A 21666-nucleotide genomic window follows, 5' to 3' on the forward strand; every position below is an offset into this window, starting at 1 on the left:
GATAATGTGAGCAAATACTCACATTATCATGTGTTAAGAGTGAGATATTTCCAAATTTTTTTATGGATAATGTTGTGGTGATTCTATTCTCTAATGGTAGTTGAGCAATTCCGTCGATTTGACTCCGCGGATTACTTCAGCGACACAACAGGGTTGACCACATACCTCCCCCCCCTTGCTGACGGCTAAGAATTTGCAGGAATCTGAAGAATATTTAAACGATACAATATAGAAGACTTGTTAGTGTTTACTTTACTGTTTTTTTTAGTTAAGACTAGGAGAGAAATTAACAAAATCATTAATAATTATTCTTAGGTACCAATGCTTAAAATTTCTGCATGGCTTGATAAAAAATTTTATCCTAAATTTACTGATAACTGGGACGATGTTCTGTTTAGGGAGAAAGTAAAAAGCCGCATTACCCCGAAAACAACCATGTTAGATTTAGGGGCAGGCGCAGGGATTATTCCCCAGGTCAATTTTAAAGGATTAGCTGATAAAGTTTATGGTATCGATTTAGACCCTCGTATTCTTGAAAATAAATATTTAGATATTGCTCACCATGGAGATATAGAAAATCTTCCCTATGAGGATGAGACCTTTGACATCGTCATCTGCAATAATGTTCTTGAACATATTTACGATCCCTTCAAAGTATTTTCTGAAGTCTCGCGAGTTTTAAAAAAAGGGGGCGTATTTTTGTTCAAAACCCCTAACAAATGGCATTATGTTGCTATTTTAGCCACGATTACACCGATTTGGTTTCACAGATTGTATAATAAATTACGGGGTAGAGCGGCTGTTGATACCTTTAAGACAGCTTATAAAGTTAACTCTAAAAAAGCCATTGGTTATTATTGTGAGAAGACAAATCTTATTGTCGAAGAAGTCAATATTATTGAAGGAAGACCTGAATATTTAAGAATTAACTTTCTATTATATCTAGGGGGAATAGGGTATGAGCGGATCGTTAACAAATTTTCTTTCTTCAAAAAGTTTAGATGCGTTATTTTAGGAGTTATAAGAAAACAATAGAGGATTTGTTGATCTTTTGTCTTAAAACTGCCTGATGATCATGAGGCGATGGGTAATAGTGGATAGGCCTATAGCAGATTTTAATCTTTTATAAAGAAGACATCCTGTCGCATCTTCTTGTCCAGACTGAAGCAGGCGACCAGCTGCTTGAGGTTGCGCTTCTCTTCCACCTCTTTTATTTTAAAGATAGAAGGGACTGTAATTAAACATTCCAACTAACCAGCCCGGTCTCAAGTTGTCGGGCCTTAACTTAGAATTTTATTAGCTATTATTTATAGAGTAAATTCGACCTAAGAAGACAAAAAACCAAGCCCATTTCATGTATCATTTGGAAAGTTCTTATCTCTACTCGCTTTAATTCCAGGTCTTCAAATTGGTTGGTAGAAGAATCAAGACTTTCTCATTTTGGTAAAACCTGCCATAATAGCTTCAAAAGACTTGAAATTATAAAAATAATTATGGCTCGAAGAAAAGCACCTCATTTAAAAAGTTCTCTGCTGCCTGAAGCAATGATTTTGCAATTCCACCGCCGTTTTCGCCAGGTAACCGGTGTGCTCATTAGCTTGCTCGCCCTTGTTTTTGCCACAACTTTGTTTAGTTATTCACCGCAAGATCCTTCTCTTAATGCGGCAACAACAGTTGCAGCATCCAACATCCTTAGCCTACCAGGGGCTATTGTGGCTGATTTTTTCATTCAAGGATTTGGTCTGGCGCCCATTTTATTAATTTTAGCGATTCTCGTGTGGGGAGGTTTTTTAATAGCCGAGATCCCAATTAAACGATTTAGCTTAAAGCTTGTCTCTTTATGTTTGGCGTTTTTGACGTTTGCAACTTTTTTGGGACTGTTTACCAATCATACATCCTATTTAACGACCCCTTCTTTAGGAGGAGCTTTTGGCATATTAACTCTCCTAAAGTTAACACGTACTTTGGGATGGATGCCCGCCGCCATTAGTATCTTAAGCTTCGGCTTATTCATTCCTCTCTATTTCTATAGTCTTGGCATACGTCCTGCCCAATGGCAGCGTTTTTTGCATTCTATTACTATTGTTTTTGCTGGATTATTTCGTTACTTAGTCTATCCCACCATTCATTTATTAAAAAAAGCCACCAGGGGAAAAAACCAAAAGATCGCCCCTCCCCTATTAAAAGAAGAATCAACGGCCGCTTTTGCTCGCAAATCTACCATTATTTTGAATGCGGATGCACAGCGTCGCTCTGAGATTCATGAGAGTTATCAGGCATTTTTTGCTTCTCCTTCTTCAGAACCATCTTTATCAGAGGAAGACGACTCTATTAGGGAGGATCTCTCTACCCTAAACGCAGAAGAGTTCTTCCCTTATCCAACATCAGAACCGACACCCTCTATGGCAGCGACAGCGCGCGTAAAGATCAAACAGCCTTCGCAAGCCGCCATGACCTCTGCCAGCAGTGAATTTGTCTATAGCCCAGCTCTTCATGAAGATTACCAGCTACCCTCACCTGAATTTTTGCAGCCCGCCGTGAAAAAAAATTCAGCCATTTTAGCCCCTGAGATCTTGCAACAAGCCGCCCAACAGCTAGAGCAAGTCTTGCAAGAATTTGGAGTGCGTGGGGAAATTGTTGCTGTGTGCCCAGGGCCTGTGGTGACCCTTTATGAATTAAAGCCAGCGCCTGGCATTAAAACCTCCCGCGTTATTGGTTTAGCAGATGACATTGCTCGGTCGATGAGCGCCCATGCCGCTCGTATTGCCGTCATTCCTGGGCGTAATGTGATTGGGATTGAGTTACCGAATAAATCACGTGAAACTGTTTATTTACGTGAACTCTTACAGAGTGATAGTTATATTAAATTCTCCTCGCCTCTTGCTCTTATTCTTGGCAAAGACATTGGGGGCAATCCGATTATTGCCGATTTAGCGCGCATGCCCCATTTATTGGTTGCCGGAACGACGGGATCAGGAAAATCGGTTTCAATTAACACGATGATTCTATCGGTTCTTTTCAGACTCTCGCCTGATAAATGTAAATTCATCATGATTGACCCGAAGATGTTAGAATTGTCTGTTTATGATGGCATTCCTCATCTCTTATCGCCCGTAGTGACGGATCCGAAAAAAGCGGTAGTTGCTTTAAAATGGGCAGTTCGTGAGATGGAAAATCGCTATCGAGCGATGTCAAAGTTAGGCGTACGCAACATCGATGGATACAATGACCGCCTGGCAGAAGCAAAACTTTCGGGCGAATTGTTGATGCGTCGGGTCCAAACGGGCTTTGATCCTGATACAGGTAAACCGATTTTTGAAAATCAATCTTTAGCTGTGGATCCACTCCCCTATATTATTGTCGTTGTGGATGAAATGGCCGACTTAATGTTGGTCGCCGGAAAAGAAATTGAAGCTGCCGTTCAACGCTTAGCCCAAATGGCGCGAGCAGCTGGGATTCACTTGATTATGGCAACCCAACGCCCTTCTGTTGACGTTATCACAGGAACGATTAAGGCAAACTTCCCAACTCGTATCAGCTTCCAGGTAACGAGTAAAATTGACAGTCGCACCATTTTAGGTGAACAAGGTGCTGAACAACTGCTTGGCCAAGGTGACATGCTTTATATGATGGGTGGTGGGCGCTTAAGTCGTGTTCACGGTCCTTTTGTCCGCGATGATGAGGTTGAAAAGATTGTCCAGTTCTTAAAAATGCAAGGCGAGCCCTCTTACATCGAAAGCATCACAGAAGATGATGAGGAATTCGTCCTTGGTAGTAACGAGGAAGACTCACGCAACGGTGGCGATGCCCTCTATCAACAGGCAATTGAGATTATCCGCCGCGAAGGCAAAGTCTCTACGAGCTTTGTCCAACGGCACTTGCAGATTGGTTATAACCGTGCCGCCAGGATCATTGAACAAATGGAAAAAGAAGGCATCGTAGGACCGGCAAACCATGTTGGGAAGCGTGAGATATTATGATGGGTACTCTCTTTTCTGCTTGCCTTTCAAACACAAGCGGGAAGTGCGGGGAACGAAGAGCTGCACCTGTAAGTAGGCTCGTAAGAGGGTCGTGGGAATTAGGAAGTTAAGCAGAATATAATAGATGAGATTTAAAATGATGAAAAAATTAATTGTTATGATGGCTTTAGTAGGTAGCTTCCCTCTCTCAATAGCACCCGCAATTGCTGAACTCACGCCAGCGAAGAAAATAACTGTTAAACGAATTCAGGACTATTTGAATGGGATTAAGACTTTTAAGGCTGAAGTCTGGCAGGTTAATCCAAACCATCAACATCTATCCGGCACTGTTTATATTAACCGGGCTGCGACAACCGAATATGGGAAGCTTCGTATTGAATATGATCAAAAAGATCAAGATTTAGTTATAGCGGACGGGGAAAAATTAATCCTCCACAATCCAACCACAAAAGAAAATACAGTTTATAGCATTGAACAAACACCCGCTGCTTTTCTGTTGCAAAAAAAGCTTGATCTCGAAGGTGAATATATAGTGAAATCCTTGACGGAAAAAGACAGTGAAGTGGAACTGGTGATGACCAAATTTGGGGCGGGGGATGCCGCCGTCACTTTAAAATTTTCAACCTCTCCAATGCTCAAATTTAATGGCTGGATAGTTATGGATGCCCAAGGTAATCGCACCGATGTTAATCTCAAAGATGTGGTAATTGGAATTCACCTCAACCCCACTTTATTTACGGTGAATAAATAAAAATATTATGACAATCCAACAGGTACAGTCCGCTGTGGTCCTCTGCATGTGACATTGCGTTAGAAAATATGGCAAGAAATTTCTTCTAATGACGAAAAACCTACATAAAAAATTTAAATGGGCTACCTCCAAGTAAACAATAAGCATGCTTGAAGGTGAAAAGCTGCATTATATGACCAGGGAGAGGCCCGGCGAAGAAATAGAGCCAATCAGGTTAATAATATTACATAGTTTTGATATGGAAGAAATTAGGGGGTTGAGTGGGAAAATTAAAAGTGTGCTCTGTTTCTCACATACTCCGTTTAATATTGGCCCAGGAAGTTTCAAGAGGATGAAAGTCGGATGAGGAGAGGGGCCTTAACCCCCTGCTTATTCGCTGACGTACTGGGCCTCTCAGCTACAGGGAAGGTATCATTCCCAGCCTCAATATATTTTAACTATTCGTAAATTTATTAATTTTACAAACCACCTCATTGCCTGTTCCTAAATATGTCATCGATGTAAACGAAAATTTAGCGGTAGCAATTCCTCTCCCATTCGGGTCCGTCGCCCGCTCCGGAGAGAACTCAAGGTATTTGTGCCAATCAAATCCATTTCCCTGATCTTTAATATGGACCTTAATTTCTCTATCTGTTGCTTCATACATTAAATAAGCATACTTGCTTGCGTTTTCGGGGAAGTTTAATCGACGATTAATCTCTCTATTTAGTTCACCAGAAAGCATTAATTGTTTTTTTTCTTTATAGGAAATGCCTAAATTACCATGCTCAATAGCATTTAACATTAATTCTGTAAGACCATAGACTGCCGAATCGGGATCCCTAAGACCATTAGCAATAAAATAAGCAAGTGTTTTTGCTTCGTTAATCGTGGAGAAACGAAATTCAGCGCGCATCATCAGCATTGGGATACCCTGATGTTTTTTAACTTCAGCGCGCATTTCTCTGACAAGAATGCGTTCTTTAAGCGCTTGTTTCACAGTATTTAGCAACAGACTTTCGTCATAGGGCTTGCTTAAATAGTAATAGATCCTCGCCCGAATCTCTTCCATAATCTGTGGGCTTTGAGCCGCTGCTCTTTGCATAATGACTGGAATATGACGATAGCGTTCATCTTTTTTTAAGGTATGAACTACCTCAATTTCATTCGGAGGAGGGATCATCCTATTAAGAATAATCAAATCAATATCACGGATAGCAGCAATTTTTTGTAATGCACTATCACCATCCTCCGCTTGAATGACTTCATAGTTTTGCTCTTCTAAATAGTGCGTCAAGATCTCAAGATTAAAAGGTTCGTTATCGACTACTAAAATTTTCATTTTTGCCATAAATTATCGTCCATTACCTCACTAGAGTTTTTTGGATTGGGGATATGAAAAAGTGAATAATAGCCCTCTTTTTTGTGCCACTGCTTTGCTGAAATTTCTGAAAAATTGCCTCAAATCATTGGCTCCTCAAGAGTAACAAACTAAAAAACCCCGGTCCCTTTAATCTATGATTGACCGTCTGGACCTTCTAAAAGGGTTTTAAGGCAAAACGTTAGAGCACTCCAAAAAGCAGCTCAGCAAATGAGCATCCTTCGCATTAAATGTGATAATATTCATTCATCCAGCAATATTGGTTGGTCGTATGGAAGGGGGGACTTCTGCTTCGAGATTATAGATTTTAATAAATCTTAATGTAACCAGCGCGATCACAGCACCCGCTGTCAGGTAGTAGGCGGGAACCAAACTTGATCCGGTTAAATTGACAAGATAAGCTACCAGCATTGGAGCCGTTCCCCCAAACAAAGGGCCGCTGATATTAGTGGTAATGGCAATAGCTGAAAAACGAACGGACGTTGGATAAGATTCAACCATCAGCGCAGGTAGCGGACCAAAATAACCACCGACAGCAATAGCTAAAACCATCTGAGCTACTAAAATAGTGGTTGTATCTTTTGTGCCGCTCACAATTGTCAACAACGGGATTGTCCCTACGACAAATAATAATGCCGCCATTGCGAGCACCGGTTTGCGACCAATATGATCAGACAACCAAGCAGCTAACACTGTTACAATACTGACAACCACAAGATTAATAGTGTTAATCGTCAAAGCTGCATTCTTGGATAGACCAACAATTTCGCTCAAATAGCTCGCCATATAGACAAATAAAATGTAAAAACTTAAATCATGCAACATGACAGCCAAAACCACTTTCACCAAAGTGTTTCCATGTTCGCGAAATACTTCTAGCACTGGATGTTGTTGGATTTTACCCATTTCTTGCGTCACCACATATTCTGGTGATTCTGGGATATTGCGCCGCATGTAATAGCCAACAAAACATATAAAGATACCAATTATAAAGGGTATACGCCAACCCCAGCTATAAAGATCTGCTTCTGGCAATATGAAAGACAAAATAGTCGCTGTTGCCGAACCAAATAAAATGCCGATCAAACAGCTTGTCACAGCAAAACTACCAATGAGACCACGTTGCTTAGGGTCCGTATGTTCGGTGGTAAAAGTTATAGAGCCACCATAGTTCCCCCCCATTGACAACCCCTGCAACATGCGCATTAAGATAAGTAAAATTGGAGCAGCAATCCCTATTTGGGTATAGGTAGGTAAACAGCCAATCATCGCTGTTGGGATTGCCATCAACAGAATAGTAAGGACCAAAGCTCGTTTACGGCCAAGTCTGTCACCAATATGACCAAAAATCATTCCGCCAATGGGGCGGACTAAAAACCCAGCAGCAAAAACACCAAAAGCTGAGATTAATTCGGTAACGGGATCGTCGGAGGGGAAAAAAAGCTTGCCAATAATTGGTGCAAAATAACCAAAAAGCGCAAAATCAAACCATTCAAATAAATTACCAATCATACTGACAGTAACAGTTTTTACCAACGACTTCGACATACACCCAACCAATTTTATAATAATTATGTAAAAAATACATTTTACTAATGAAAAACACAAGAGATTTGAGTTTTATTTCATAAAACAGTGGAAATACCTAGTTTTAAATAAAAAAGCCACCTCGAAAGGTGGCTTTCTCATTAAATCAAAAAACGGCTTGGATTAAGCTATCCTTTTTGCTTCTAATTCGCGTTGTTCAGTTAAAGCGCGGAAACGCTTACCTAAACCAATAACGGAAAGCATCCAGATAACAACGATACCAATCACAACAACCGCAAAGATGTGGGCAAGGCTTGACAAGCTTGAGCCAACGAAGACAAAGCCAGTCAATGTTGATTGGATAAAGGCACCACCGGATTTACCAGCTCTTCCACCAATAACATCAACAGCAGCTTTACCCTTAACTTTCAATTCTTGGTCAAGTGGAATGTAAGCCATTTCTTTTGTTGGATCGAACAGAGAGTACTTTGTTGACTTTGTCAAAACATTTTGCGCCAAACCAGCCAACACTGCAATCATCACCATCGTAGTACCCATTATTGGATAAAGAGGATCATTCACACTGTTGCCGTACATAATCACACCGAAGAAGATCAAGCTTGTGATCAAAATCATAACTGGAGTGATCAGGGCTGCTGCAACCCAGCTTAAGCGACGCAAAATATTGTTCCCGACAATCATCAAAATAACGGTAACAACACCAGTGATGAAGGAAAATTGTCCCATGAACGCGTTATAGTCATTTGGATTGGGGAAGCGAATCTTAATTTGCCCCTTCCAGACACCTTCAACCAAGTTGATGGAGACACCATAGGCCAAAACAATCGTCGCGATTAAACCAAGATAAGGCGATTGTAACAAATATTTAAAGCTTTCAGCCAAAGATAATTTTGGTTTATCTTTTTTCTTCTTGCCACCGCTCCCTTCTTCACTATCATAGAAGCGCTTATCTGTGAGAACGGCTTTGTTCATCCAACTGTAAATTGCCACAACGCAAATACCAGAGATCACAACAAATGTCATCAGATAGTTCAATGTCATACCCCATGGGTCAACACCTTCTGGAACGCTGTCACGAATGCTGGAGAAGTAATAAACTGTGTAACCAGATAACATCAATCCGAAGTTACCGATTAAACCAAACATACCGTAGAAACGCTTTGCTTCACCAACGCGAGTGATTTCGTTTGCAAACTGCCAGAACAGTAATGAAATGACAACGCTGCCCCATAATTCAGAAAGAATGTAGAATAAGCTGTAGCTCCAGTTCCCAATCACCGGGATAATCCAGTGGAGATACTTATATTCACCTTGCAAGGCATGGATAGATGCTTCTGTCATATGCAGAGCTTCGCGATTTGGATAAATAAACATCGCAAACGCAGCAAAGAAGAACAAGAATGGCACCAAAGCTGCATAGAATAGCCCTTGGCGGCTCAACACATTTGACAACTTTGCGTACAAAATCATGAACAAAATCGCTGCAGGTGTTGTTCCATACAACTTAATAAACGCAAGAGCTTCAGCACCTGAACCAGGAGCATTAACAACGATAGAATCTTTTGTATCGCGAAGAACTGTATAGTTAAACAAGATACAAAACATCATGAGTCCCATAGGCAGGAACTTTTTAATTTCAAAGTTATGAATCGGCCAGAAAATCGCCCGCAGGCCTGTAAAATCTGGTTTCTTCACAGCACCATTTGCTTGTGACATTTTTACTTTCCTCAATCTTTCCAATACAAATAAGGCGAAAACCTCTAAAAAACAGAGATTTAAATCTTATAAAGCAATCATTTTAAATGATGACTAATTGTATAAAGTTTTTTTTGCTTTTTCGCTAGCATTTTTATCTATTAAACAAAAGTTTAATTTTAATGGTTCAAAATACACTCGATACTTAACGGAGGTCAATCTTTAATTTTATAGATTTTCTCTTATTCATCAACATGTTGTTTCGTTGATACTATTCGCGACTAGGTGGTTTCATCTTGTCCATTTGCCAAAGCCGAAATTGTTTTAGCAACCATGCGAATTTCTGACCGAATTTCCTGGGTTAATTGGTGACGCCCTTGTATAGATTCTTCGAGTAATCGCTCCAGATTTGATTCGACTCTCCCTAAATGATCTACCAATTTTTCTGATGTCTGCGCCAAATAATTTGACCCAATCTGGGTCGCCAGGTACTTTAGCACTTCTTGCATCTGCTCATTATTCAGACGCAGCTGATCTAACTGCTTTTTTTGCTCACCTAAAATTCCTGTAAGTCCACCCAGTCTTTCTGTTAACTGTTGTACCGCTTTAACAACACTCAAGCGATTTTCGTGATGGTGCTGCAGCGTCTGAACTAAGGCTGTCATATTTTCAGCTGTTTGTTCCATCATCCCTTGTGTATAGGCCATGCCATGATGCGAAGGGGCTACTGTTGTAGATGCCTGACCATTACCAAGCAGCAGTCTTTCCTCAAGCCACTGGTAAAAGCGCTGACATGCTTTGCCAACTTGCAGATCAAGAAATCCCAAAATCAACGAAGAACCTAAACCAAACATCGACGAACTAAAAGCCGTCCCCATCCCTTTCAGAGGTGATTGCAAACCGTGCTTCAGAGTTTGAAATGCCTCTTTAATATCATTTGCGCCCACGTCGATGCTTGAAACCACGCCTGCAATAGCACCAATCGTTTGGGATAATCCCCAAAATGTCCCAAGCAGACCTAAGAAAATAAGCAGGCCAATTAAATAACGATTTAACCCGCGCAATTCATCGAGACGCGTCTCAATACTGTTGAGCAGCGCTTGACGATTAAAGACGTTGAAATTTGGATCTTTACTTTTGATAAAACTAGATAGAGGCGCCAAAATTGCCGGCTTTGGCACCCCGGGAAACCTTTCTTTGCCTTGCTCAAAAGATAAGAACCATTGCTGCTCACGTCGCAATAGATAAAATTGATAAAAAGTGTAGATTATGCCGATCGAAAGAGTGCTAAGGATTGCACTATTCATGATAATGTTGGTTTCAAAGACCCCCAAAAGTGGTCCTAATAGCCAACCAACTAAGCCCCCGAGCAATCCCAAAAAAATAATATTTTTGACAAAATAAAGACGCAAAAAATTCATTGTTTTCCGGCCATTCAGTTTCTTTTTCTATAGACTACCTAAATCTTACCCATTTGCGAAGTAAATTTAATATTTGTTAACATGTGTTTAATATGAAAAATACAAAAAATTAGAAATGTTGTGTCTCACACCCTTCATTGAAACGGGGCAGCGGCGAGTGTATTGATCTCCTTGCCCAATTTCTCGAGGAGATATTACTATGGGACTATGGGCTTTGACAGCCCTCTCGTAAAGACGTCCTTCGTGTTCACAAGGCGATTACTCAATCTCTTTTCTCCTCTCAACTGACATCTTGGAGGTTTGAAAAGTGATCAGTATATAAAAAAAGGAGGCCGAAGCCTCCTCTCTTTTCGTAAAAGTAATTTTCTTTGAAAATTTCTTAGAAACTTACCTTTGTACCAATAATCACAACAGTTGCATTGTTGCTTTGAACTTGGTTGTTAATGGCACGTTGTGGTGTGTCATTCTTGAATGAAGCCAAAGATCCAGCAGTCGCAACAGCAGCAGCATTGCTACGTGCACGCAAGTAGTCAGCTTCAACATAGAACTTCAACCCACCAACAGGTACAACGTCAGCTGTTACAGAGAATAAATTGCTGCGTGCTTTGTTAGTTGCATCGGTTTTACGTTCTGTTCCTTGGTAGCTAGCAGAGAACTTGTAAATGCCCATGACATAACCAAGCGCTGCGTTCCAAGCTTGACCTGAGTTTCCTTGGTAGAGATTTCCAAAACTAATTGGAGCTGTAGTGTTTGAACCACGGTTAACATAGGATTTTAAAGGTTGGTTATTATCAACAATACTGCCATCAGTTTTTTCCAGACGGGACTTATCATTATTTAAGTAACCACCACCAACTTGGATTAAGTGACCATTTTGACGACGGTAACCAATGACAGTACCCAATTGATAAGCACTTGTACGACGCGCTTTGGTGCGAGTCGCTGCTGGACCACCTTTTTCATCATCACTAATTGCACCGTAATAGGCATCACCAGTAATGTAGGCACCATTCAAATTAAAGCCCCAGTTGTTCCATTCTTTTTTGAAGGACAAACCAAACGCAAAGCTGTTCAAATCATAGGGGTACAATCTCTTGTTTGGCAAGAAAGCACGGTTCCCTGGTGCATTTGGGTTTGTGTTTTGTGCTTTATCGGCACCATCATCACCACGCTTAGATGTGTCTGGCGTGAATGCGATACCAAAACGAACGTTGTAAAGGGATGGTGTATAGTAAGCAAGCTTTGTTGCATAACCTGTATCACCAATATTGTCATTTCCACGCATTACGAATGCAGGCAGAAGTGCCGCATTATAATAACCGCCATCAAATGCGCCTGTACCACCAACGATGGCACCACCATCTTCAATCATTGAATCTTCTGGACCAACAACGTTACCAACTTGGAATGTACCAAACTTGCCATTGAATTCAATGTAGTTTTGTTGGAACACTGGATTACTACCGGAGAAGGATTGAATCCCCATTTTGTAACCGTATTCGATTCCGTTGCTCATACGACCTTTAATAAGGAAGTACAAGTCAGAAACATCATTTGCAAGATGATAATCTCTTTTTGTGTCATTATTTTTGGCACTATTATGAGCGATGTACGCATTCATAACTGTGTTGCCATTAATGCTCAATGTTGGCAAAGACGCGCCTTTGCCCGCTGCATCAGCAAAAACTGATGTTACCATTGCACTCGCAAGTAGTGCTAGGCTGATTGTTCTCTTTAGCATAGTGTATAACCCTCCATTACGCAGGATGAGAGAATCCCTTTATTTTAAGACCTACATTTATATTAAAATACTATTCAAATACGCAGAGCAATTTTAAATCATCAATCACATAATTAACAATCATTCAATGTGCTTTTGTGATCACACTCTTTTGTGGGAGAAATATTATTTCTTTTGAAGGAGAAGGGTTTGTCGCAAAACCGCGTCACGGCAGCAAAGTACAGGATTTAGTCGACCTTGTTTTAATTTTATTTCGTTTAAAACCGCAGCAAAAAAAATCTTTTTATCTGAAATCTGCGAAGAACTAAAAAGACGTTTTTGCGCTGATTTATTAATAATTCGTAAATAGTAAACAGCATTCGTCCTTGCATCTGTTTCCATCAGCGCATTAAGCAATACATTGGGAAAAGGAGGAGGGTTTTTTTTAACAATAGGTGAGGGAGAGACGGCAGAACCTGGTGAGCTTGCCTGAAAAAGATCAAATTGTTCAAAAGCTTTTGCCATCAACATCATCATAAATTAAGTGGTGCCCGCTGCCGGACTCGAACCGGCACGTCTAAAAGACGACAGATTTTAAGTCTGTTGTGTCTACCAATTCCACCAAGCAGGCACTTCCTGTACCATAATCACTTCTGCGATATTTCGCAAGAAAAACTATGCTGTCCAGCTGATAAAAAAATAAACGTACTTAAAAGAAGCATGCCAAAGCGCACTAAATGCCAATGTTCCATTTCATAGTTCAGGAAAATTTCATCCAAAACCACAAAACTTCCATTCAGCGCTGTTAATGTTAATAGCGCTTTTGCAAATAAGAGAGGTTTTTTTTGGAGTGTGAGTTGCAAAAAACCAAAAAACATCCCACATAAGATTGGAAGACAAAAAATAAGAAGGGTAATGTACAAAACTAGTACCGCCTTATCTTGAAATTGATAAATTGAGGTAAAATTGATAAGTAACGTATAATTTTTTGAAACAAAAATGAAATCAGGACCAAGAAATCCCAACACTTTCAATAGATCAAAACAATCTGCAACCATTACAACAGAGAACCAGCTTGTCCAAATGGCTGCAATCAGATAACATAGTATTCTAAAACAATCGTTAAGCATTGTGCATTATACTCCTTACAATGAGATTGTGGTTTTAGGATTTCTTATTGTTATCTTATTATGTATTAGAGGCTACGGATTGGTAAATTACCTAGATAAAATATCGGCTCAGAAATGTCTAATCCTTAATACACTTGTGCGTTATGGCAGTGTATCAACAGCCGCAAAGGCTTTGAAACTTCCCGTGAGCAAAATTCACAATGAATTAAAATCAATTGAAAGAGCAATAGGCGCGCCAATTATTTTGCGCAGTAAGCATAAGATTATCCTTACCCAAATCGGTTCAAAACTTGCCGATTTTTCTAGAACTGTGGCTGAAGGGCTTAAATATCTTGATGACTCCCTCGTCATTGATGAGGTGCCAGATCTTAATATTGCTATAAGCCATGGCCTGGCTGAAACGGTTTTACCTGAAATTTTAGCTGAATTCCATGAAGAGTATCCCAAAGTTAACATTAATATTTATAGTGGGGATGAATATCTGGATTTTACTCAGCAAGACATTGATGTCGTCATGGGCCCGCCCTTAAACAATCGGTCTGATATCACAAAAACCTATATGTGCGATTTTACCTATGGCTTTTATGCTTCTGAGAAATATATTGCAAAAAAGGGGAAACCAATCAGCTTTAGTGACTTTGTTAATCATGATTTTATTGCTTTTAAAGGGGGCTCGTTCCTTCCACCTCACATTAGAACTTCCCTGAATATTATTCTTAGCGCCACAAATTTCAGAGCTCTCCTTGAACTTACGCGTGCTGGAATTGGTATTTGCTTTTTATGCAAGGAATTTATGAAATTAGGCTTCTATTCTGATAAAAATTTAGTAAATATTATTCCTGACTTCGAAGGTAGCCCTCTAAAGATATGCTTCATGAATCGAAAATTTACTAACAAATCTTTATTAGTAAATAAACTGCAAGAAATCACCTTAAAATCCATAAGGGAAAAAATAAAATGACAAAAAGAGAAAAAAATTTCTAGCTGTCCTTTAGTTTATACATCATTTTTTAAAAAAGACGAGCTACTCTAACAATAGCCGATCATCATCAACTGTTTGACCAAATTTGGCCAGCAGTTGATTGATTGAAAGATTTTTCTTTTCTGTCCCATCAATATCGTCAATAACCCGTCCTTCATGCAACACGATCATCCGGTTTCCCGAATAAATTGCCTGATGTAAACTGTGTGTTACCATGAGTGCTGTTAGATTTTTTTCAGCGATGATTTCTTCAGTCAATGCCATGACAAATGCCGCTGTTTTCGGATCAAGCGCTGAGGTATGCTCATCCAACAAGAGGATTTTAAGCGGGCTAAGGCTCGTCATTAATAAACTGACAGCCTGACGCTGTCCGCCAGAGAGCAAAAACATGGGCGTGTCGAGCCTATTTTCAAGACCAAGGCCTAGCCTTTCCAAAAGAGTCGCATATAGCTCGCGTGACTGTTTAGAAATAGCGGGAATCCAAGTTCTTGATTTGCCACGTAGCTCTGCCAACGCCATATTTTCAGCAATTGTTAAGTCAGCACATGTCCCGGCAAGAGGATCTTGAAAGACACGCGCTACGAGCCGGGCTCGCTCGTGCGTTTTTTGTTTGGTGACATCTTGACCATCAATAGAAATTGTCCCCCTCAAAGCAGCCACTTCACCCGCAATTGTATTTAAAAAGGTTGATTTACCCGCCCCATTGCTCCCCACAACTGTAATAAAATCACCTTCTTTTATGTTAATGGAAATCCCACGTATTGCTTTTTTTTCTGTGACTTGGCCAGGAGCAAAAGTCACATGGATATTATCGAGGTGAATCATGGGCGGCCCCCTTGTTTTATTTTTTGCTTAAAGTGCGGCACCAACATCGCCAATGTCACAATCACTGCGGTAATAAGATTAAGATCAGAGGCTTTAAGACCAAAACCATTCACATTTAAGGCTTGCGTAATGACCAATCGATAAATAATGGTCCCCCCAACACAGGCAATTAATGCGCGCATAACTGTACGCGCCGATAACAATGCTTCTCCAATAATCAATGCTGCAAGACCAATAATAATCGTCCCCACACCAAGGGTAACATCGGCAAATCCATTCAGTTGGGCAAAAAGAGCACCAGCAAAAGCCACAAGGGCATTGGAAACAGAAATACCCAACCAGATACAATGTTGATCGTTAATGCTTTGGGCTCTCGCCATCCGATTATTGTTCCCCGTCGCCCGAACTGCCAGACCAACTTGAGTTTTTAGGAAATAATACAGCACCAATAAGATCACACTGGTTAGCACAGCCAATACGATAACTGTCGGCACTGAATTAAAAATACCATTAAATAAAGTAGGCTCCCCTAACAAGGACACATTTGGTTTGCCCATAATGCGCAAATTCAATGAATATAAGGCCGTCATAGTAAGAATACTGGCAAGCAAATGGAGAATATTTAAACGGGTGGCAATCCAGGCGGTGGTAAATCCCGCCATCGCACCTGCTAAAGCAGCAGCAAAGGTTGCTATGGCTGGATTTACTCCCATAGTAATCAGTGTGGCACACACAGCAGCACCAAGAGGAAAACTGCCGTCAACAGTGAGATCAGCAAAGTTAAGGACGCGAAAAGATAAATAGCCCCCCATCGCCACAAAGCTATAAACCAAACCTATTTCCAAAGCCCCAAGAAATTGAACGAAATTCATTAGTATTATCCAGCTTTAATTATGCTTTTTATTCTGCGTCAACTCAGTAAAAGAAATATGAATTCCTTATTATTTCTTCACGGCTCCAAAAACATTCACACTTCGATTAAGGACTGTTTGAGGAAATTTAATGCCTAATTTATCAGCCACCTGCTGATTTAGAGTGATGTCGACTTTCGTCAATGTTTCAACGGGGATGTTTTCTGGTTTTTCGCCTTTTAACACTCTCACTAACACTTTACCTGTTTGTCTGCCAATTTCGTACTGGCCAAATGCCGCAGCAGCTAAACATCCACGTTCCACAGATTGCGGATCTGCTGCGTAAATTGGCACGCTTTGCCCAATTCCTTTAATAACGGATTCTAAGGAACTGACAATGGTATTATCGTTAGGGATATAGAGAGCATCAACCTTGCCATGAAGGGAGGCAGCTGTTGTGGCCACTTCTTGAGTATTGCTAGCTGTTACTTTAACAAGTTCAATTCCTTCAGCTGTCGCTAGCTTTTCGAATTTGTTAAGCAATGCCACCGAATTGGCTTCCGCGGCGCTATACAGGACACCAAGTTTTTTCAAAGAAGGTTGGATTTCTCGCATCAACTTAAGTTGTTGTGCCACAGGTGAAAAATCCGACACGCCCGTAATTCCTGAACCTGTTTTGGTTGTGGCATCAATAAGCTTTGCCGCAACAGGGTCAGAAACAGCGGCAAAAACCACGGGAATATCATGTTTTCGGGCGACATTATAAACAGTCTGAGTCGATGGTGTTGCAATGCTAACGATAACATCTGGAGTTAGACTCACAAACTTATGAGCTATCTGAGCTGCCAATGTAATATTACCTTGAGCATTTTCGTAAACAACCTCAATTGCTGGGTTATAAGCTTTAAGCTCGTCCAAAATACCTTGGCGAATTGCATCTAAGGAAGGATGCGGCGCAATCTGGGTAATAGCCACAACTGGCTTAGAATCGGCCCGGGCCACATTAAAAGTAGAAATCAAGAGAGTCGTTAAAATACGGAAAGCAAATGAAATTTTAAGAAACATGGGAATTTACTCGCAACTTTATACAAAAAATAATATGAGATCTCGGTTCTGAGGATCAAATTTACTCCATATTTATTTAGAGAAATGAGATACGCAGAGTCTAAAACCATCAACTAAGATGAGAAGACCGCCATCGCCAATATGTATAAAGAAGACAAGTAATCAAGGAATATACTCCGCTATTAATACTTTCTTATTAAATAAGAATTTTTTTCAGGTCAACAAGAAAAAAAAATAACAACCCTCAATTAAAACAAATAAAATTAATAAATTTTTAGTAAAAACCATTAGATGATAGATCTATAAACAAGCAAGAATGGTATGTGAAATCAAACAATGTCGGATCCATTAGTAAACATAGAACAGAATAACGGCGGTAGTTCAAAAATTTTTTTAATTATTGGCCTTGTCTTTCTTCTCATCATTGGTGGGGCTCTTGCTTTTCTCTTTTTAACACCAATGGGTAAAACCCTGATGGGCAAGGAAGCGCCAGGAGAAGAGGTAGATGAGCGAAAGTATGATTTACAAAATCTTTCTTTCTCAACTATGCCAGAAATTCTTCTTAATCTTCGCTCCAATGATGGGCGGCAAGTCTTTTTAAAAACAACATTTGTTATTGAATCTTCCTCTCCCAAAATTGGGGAAAAGATTGACAAATTAAAACCAATGATCGTTGACCAATATCAAACCTATTTGAGAGAGCTTGACATTGATGATCTTAAAGGCTCAGCCGGGGTTGAGCGTATTCGTCAAGAACTTGTCTCGCGCACGAATGCCCTGGTAGCACCAGATAAAATTAATAATGTTTTGTTCAAAGAATTCTTAATTCAATAAATAAGGTTTTGCAATGAGCGCTGATGACAAAACAGAATCAGAAGTTGGGACGCAAGAAGCATCTACCGATGGTTCCACATCCCAACCAAAGGAACCTGAAACATTGATGGAAGCAAATCCTATGGGGCTTGCCACCATTTTAAATTCAGGCATGGTCTACTACGAACGCCTGCCGATGTTGGAGGTCGTCTTTGACCGGTTGGTGCGTTTGATGACTACCAGCATGCGTAATTTGACAGGTGATAACGTGGAAATCAACCTTGAGTCCATTACGTCAGTCCGGTTTGGTGATTACGTCCATTCCATTCCTCAGCCATCGATGATTAACGTCTTTGTGGCAGAAGAATGGGATAACCACGGTATTGTGATGCTCGATAGTGAGTTAATTTACTCGATGATTGACGTGCTTCTGGGGGGAAGAAAAGGATCTTCATCAGTTCGCCCTGAGAATCGCCATTACACGACCATTGAAATGAATTTGATTGAAAAAATGGTGCAGGTCTTTTTGAGTGATCTGAGCGCTGCCTTTGACCCCATTTGCCCTATTACTCTTATTTTTGAACGGTTAGAAACCAACTCTAAATTTGCCTCTATCGCCAGACCTGCTAATGCGGCTGTGCTCGTGAGATTATCTGTTTTGGTGGATAATCGCGGGGGCTGTATTGAACTTGTGCTACCGTATGCCACCTTAGAACCTATCCGCGAATTACTGTTGCAAAACTTCATGGGTGAAAAATTTGGTCGCGATACAATTTGGGAAAACCATTTAGCCAGTCAGCTTTATTTTACTGACTTCGAACTCTCGGCGCTGCTTGATCAAATTACCGTACCTTTACACGAAGTTTTATCTTGGGACGTTGGCAGTCAAATTTTGCTGAATGCCACACCAACGGCTCCCGTTAATCTTCTGTGTGGCGAACATCCACTCTTTATCGGTCAAGTTGGACGAAAAATGGGCAACATTGCCGTCAAAATTGATAACTTTATTATCCCTGAGGAAGGTACACTCCATGTCAATAGTTATTGATCTTATCATGATTGCCTTGCTGATTGGCGTTATCATGCACTCCATTCATCTGGCCCAGTCGTTGAAGAATTTTCAACATCTGCATGGTGAAATTAAACCAATGCTCAAAGAACATACGTTATCTTTATCCAATAGTGGTCGCTATGTTGAGCAACTACGCACATTAATTCGAGATGTTAATCAAACGTTACAAACACGAACTCCTGAAGCTCACATGATTAAACAAGACTTAGAATTTATGACTAATCGCGCCAATCAAGTGGCCGACTACCTTGAAAAATTACTTCAAGAAGCCCGAGTCATGGGGGTTTCCAATCAGTATTTAAGCAAAAATCGTGTGATGGTTGATGAAGAGCCTACTCCTCAAGTCATCCCGACGAAGATGACTAAAGATGTTTTGCCGGGAGAAGAAGACATTATTTCGACAACAAAAGCCACAGTTGTAAAACGTCTGCGTCAAAAAGTTGGCCAGCCAAAAATCGGCACAATGACAACAGCTAAAACAGCTAAAAAAACAACTGAGCCGTTTTCACAATCAACCTTAGCCAAAAAACTTATTGATAAAGTTCGTGGGAAAAACAATGCAGCTTAAGTTTATAAAACTTTTACTGAAACTATTGACCATTAAACCGAAACTACAGCACTTAGTGATTGTCTTTACACCCTTAGTGATCCTGTTTCGTTTTAATCACTTGATTGACTTTTCAAAAACTCATCAAGAAAACTTTCAGGAAAACTCTATTTCCATTGGTAAATCAGCCCATGCAGCACCAGACTCGGCAACGCCACCACAAGGGGCAAGCGCTGAGGCAGCTGCAGGGGCAAGTGCACCCCATGCTGGGGATAGTTCAGCAGCAAAGGCAGCTGATAAAGGATTTGACCCCCTTACATTGGACGAAAATCAGGTACGCGTTTTGCAAGCCATGGCTGAAGCCAAAGGACAAAAGTCAAGCGATGCGGATGCCGAAAAACAAAAGCAATTGATTCAACTTGGTAAAGAAAAAATTGCTGAGCAATTGGCTAAATTAGAGAAAGTCAAGGCAGATTTAGAAAAGAAAAAAGGATCAATCACTAAAGAAGAAACCCAGAATATTACCCAAACGGCTAAAATTTATGAAAACATGAAACCTTTGGCAGCGGCTAGTATCTTTAACAAAATGGAGCTCGTTGTCCTTGTCCAATTAATCAAACATATGAACCAGAAAAAAGCTTCAGCAATTATAGCAGCAATGGAGCCTAAAAAAGCGCGGTATTTGACCATTGAACTGTTGCGCCCTGATCCGCTTAGCCCGAGTCCTTGAAGTTTAGAGGAGATGCCAAGTCTTAAAAATCACGAATAGGAAGTTCTGCTTAAGGTTTTCAAACGATGAAAGATTACCAAAAATCAACTTAGAAAATGTCAATTTTGCTGGCTAAAATTATTATATTAGACCTTATTAAGCTTTTATTAAGCTCCCTCCCCTATAATTAATTTCAGAATTTTAAAACTGAGAGTATTTTGCCATGTTTAGAAAAATCCACCTCGCCCTCCTCTTATCTGTCCTCGCCACTGGCCCCTTATACGCAACAGATTATGATGGAAATCAAGACTATCAACAAGATGATGGCTCAACTTATCCGGATGATGGTCAAGGTGGGAGTCAAGAGGATGACCAGGGGGGGCAAGACTCTACTCAACAAGATAATCAAGACGGTGATCAAAGTTACAATCAGGATGATCAGGGAAATTATCAAGATGACCAAGGTGATCAAAGTCCTGATCAAGGGGACGCCGATAATTCTCAACAACAAGGTCAAAACAATAGTGGTGGCTTAATGAGTCGCCTTAAAAATAGTGGTTTTATGGGGAAACTCCAAAGTGGACTCGCTGGCGGCGTCAGTGGAATTATGAATCATAATTCTAATTTCGGTGGTGATGATTCCAATGTTGGCGTGGACTCTCAAGCTGATAACAGCAATGATTATAGTGATCAAGGCGCAGATCAAGGTGACAATAGTCAAGATAATTCCCATGCTATGCCAGCGCCAAATAATTTTAGCTCCCAGCATTCTCAAGGGGGTGGTTCCTTCCAAAATGGCCGATTTATGAGCCACGAAGAGCAACAAGCACGTCAACAAGGGCGTGATTTGCGTGAACAAAAGCGTCAACAACGTCAAGAACAAGGAATCTCTCGTAAAGAACAAAAGAACCTAGGCAATCAAGCCTTACCACAGCAACAAGCCGGTAATCAACAAGGCAACCGCAACAGCAATCGTGGTGGCCAACAGGGAAACAACTCCAATAACAAAAACATGCAACAGTCACAAGCCGGTAATCAACAAAGAGGGGGTTCCTTCCAAAATGGTCGGTTTGTGAGCCACGAAGAGCAACAAGCACGTCAACAAGGGCGTGATTTGCGTGAACAAAAGCGTCAACAACGTCAAGAACAAGGAATCTCTCGTAAAGAACAAAAGAACCTAGGCAATCAAGCCTTACC

At 40.5% G+C, this 21666-nt stretch carries 19 protein-coding genes, 1 tRNA gene and 1 pseudogene; 10 read left to right on the top strand and 11 right to left on the bottom strand.

The genetic code is table 11. The features are described from left to right. Window positions 1-321 precede the first annotated feature (321 nt). From IG80_RS13160 to IG80_RS15595, 4 genes are all read left to right on the top strand, one after another. The gene (locus IG80_RS13160) at window positions 322-1035 is read left to right on the top strand and encodes a class I SAM-dependent methyltransferase (protein ID WP_052046057.1); all 714 of its coding nucleotides are present in this window, start codon (window positions 322-324) and stop codon (window positions 1033-1035) included. A gap of 458 nt (window positions 1036-1493) precedes the next feature. Beyond that, complete coding sequence (locus tag IG80_RS0105060; RefSeq protein WP_032112825.1) at window positions 1494-3980, top strand: DNA translocase FtsK; 2487 nt, start codon at window positions 1494-1496, stop codon at window positions 3978-3980. Between the two features lie 136 nt (window positions 3981-4116). Then, complete coding sequence (locus IG80_RS0105065) at window positions 4117-4731, top strand: LolA family protein (RefSeq protein ID WP_032112826.1); 615 nt, start codon at window positions 4117-4119, stop codon at window positions 4729-4731. A gap of 145 nt (window positions 4732-4876) precedes the next feature. Continuing rightward, window positions 4877-5077 (top strand): hypothetical protein, encoded by a 201-nt coding sequence (locus IG80_RS15595; protein WP_032112827.1) that lies wholly within the window; start codon window positions 4877-4879, stop codon window positions 5075-5077. Between the two features lie 87 nt (window positions 5078-5164). Here the strand turns inward: IG80_RS15595 and IG80_RS0105075 are convergent, their stop codons facing one another. From IG80_RS0105075 to IG80_RS0105110, 8 genes are all read right to left on the bottom strand, one after another. After that, window positions 5165-6061: a response regulator gene (locus tag IG80_RS0105075; RefSeq protein WP_032112828.1), complete on the bottom strand. Its 897-nt coding sequence runs from the start codon at window positions 6059-6061 to the stop codon at window positions 5165-5167. Between the two features lie 276 nt (window positions 6062-6337). Further along, window positions 6338-7627: an MFS transporter gene (locus IG80_RS0105080; RefSeq protein ID WP_232224331.1), complete on the bottom strand. Its 1290-nt coding sequence runs from the start codon at window positions 7625-7627 to the stop codon at window positions 6338-6340. A gap of 174 nt (window positions 7628-7801) precedes the next feature. After that, window positions 7802-9355: an Npt1/Npt2 family nucleotide transporter gene (locus IG80_RS0105085; protein WP_032112829.1), complete on the bottom strand. Its 1554-nt coding sequence runs from the start codon at window positions 9353-9355 to the stop codon at window positions 7802-7804. 260 nt (window positions 9356-9615) lie between these two features. Then, a complete protein-coding gene (locus IG80_RS0105090; RefSeq protein WP_032112830.1) occupies window positions 9616-10755 on the bottom strand; it encodes a hypothetical protein in 1140 nt (379 codons plus the stop codon). Between the two features lie 379 nt (window positions 10756-11134). Further along, window positions 11135-12496 (bottom strand): porin, encoded by a 1362-nt coding sequence (locus tag IG80_RS0105095; protein ID WP_084756164.1) that lies wholly within the window; start codon window positions 12494-12496, stop codon window positions 11135-11137. Between the two features lie 165 nt (window positions 12497-12661). Next, window positions 12662-13000, bottom strand: coding sequence for a hypothetical protein (locus IG80_RS0105100; RefSeq protein ID WP_156962042.1), 339 nt, complete (start codon window positions 12998-13000; stop codon window positions 12662-12664). A gap of 20 nt (window positions 13001-13020) precedes the next feature. After that, window positions 13021-13106, bottom strand: a tRNA-Leu gene (locus IG80_RS0105105). 16 nt (window positions 13107-13122) lie between these two features. Continuing rightward, window positions 13123-13605, bottom strand: coding sequence for a hypothetical protein (locus tag IG80_RS0105110; RefSeq protein ID WP_032112833.1), 483 nt, complete (start codon window positions 13603-13605; stop codon window positions 13123-13125). 1 nt (window position 13606) lies between these two features. Here IG80_RS0105110 and IG80_RS0105115 point away from each other — a divergent pair, with 1 nt between their 5' ends. Next, the gene (locus IG80_RS0105115) at window positions 13607-14566 is read left to right on the top strand and encodes a LysR family transcriptional regulator (protein WP_032112834.1); all 960 of its coding nucleotides are present in this window, start codon (window positions 13607-13609) and stop codon (window positions 14564-14566) included. A gap of 63 nt (window positions 14567-14629) precedes the next feature. Here IG80_RS0105115 and IG80_RS0105120 read toward each other — a convergent pair whose 3' ends face one another. The 3 genes from IG80_RS0105120 to IG80_RS0105130 form a co-directional block, all read right to left on the bottom strand. After that, window positions 14630-15412, bottom strand: a complete 783-nt coding sequence (locus IG80_RS0105120) for an ABC transporter ATP-binding protein (protein ID WP_032112835.1) — start codon at window positions 15410-15412, stop codon at window positions 14630-14632. Beyond that, on the bottom strand, window positions 15409-16284 hold the full coding sequence (locus IG80_RS0105125; protein ID WP_032112836.1) for an ABC transporter permease: 876 nt from the start codon (window positions 16282-16284) through the stop codon (window positions 15409-15411). Before IG80_RS0105125 ends, IG80_RS0105120 begins: the two co-directional genes overlap by 4 nt. A 69-nt stretch (window positions 16285-16353) precedes the next feature. Next, window positions 16354-17328: an ABC transporter substrate-binding protein gene (locus IG80_RS0105130; RefSeq protein ID WP_032112837.1), complete on the bottom strand. Its 975-nt coding sequence runs from the start codon at window positions 17326-17328 to the stop codon at window positions 16354-16356. Between the two features lie 336 nt (window positions 17329-17664). Here IG80_RS0105130 and IG80_RS0105135 point away from each other — a divergent pair, with 336 nt between their 5' ends. The 5 genes and pseudogenes from IG80_RS0105135 to IG80_RS15600 all read left to right on the top strand — a co-directional run. Continuing rightward, window positions 17665-18162: a flagellar basal body-associated FliL family protein gene (locus tag IG80_RS0105135; protein WP_032112838.1), complete on the top strand. Its 498-nt coding sequence runs from the start codon at window positions 17665-17667 to the stop codon at window positions 18160-18162. A gap of 13 nt (window positions 18163-18175) precedes the next feature. Further along, entirely contained in the window at window positions 18176-19189 is a 1014-nt protein-coding gene (gene fliM / locus IG80_RS0105140; RefSeq protein WP_052046061.1) for a flagellar motor switch protein FliM, read from the top strand. Beyond that, entirely contained in the window at window positions 19173-19781 is a 609-nt protein-coding gene (locus IG80_RS0105145) for a DUF6468 domain-containing protein (protein ID WP_032112839.1), read from the top strand. The genes fliM and IG80_RS0105145 overlap by 17 nt, the downstream gene beginning before the upstream one ends. Next, entirely contained in the window at window positions 19771-20490 is a 720-nt protein-coding gene (locus IG80_RS0105150; RefSeq protein ID WP_032112840.1) for a MotE family protein, read from the top strand. Before IG80_RS0105145 ends, IG80_RS0105150 begins: the two co-directional genes overlap by 11 nt. A 202-nt stretch (window positions 20491-20692) precedes the next feature. Next, window positions 20693-21666: pseudogene (locus IG80_RS15600) on the top strand (hypothetical protein); the annotation flags it as partial.

Origin of the sequence: Candidatus Paracaedibacter symbiosus (assembly GCF_000757605.1) — a bacterium.
Taxonomy (GTDB): domain Bacteria; phylum Pseudomonadota; class Alphaproteobacteria; order Paracaedibacterales; family Paracaedibacteraceae; genus Paracaedibacter_A; species Paracaedibacter_A symbiosus.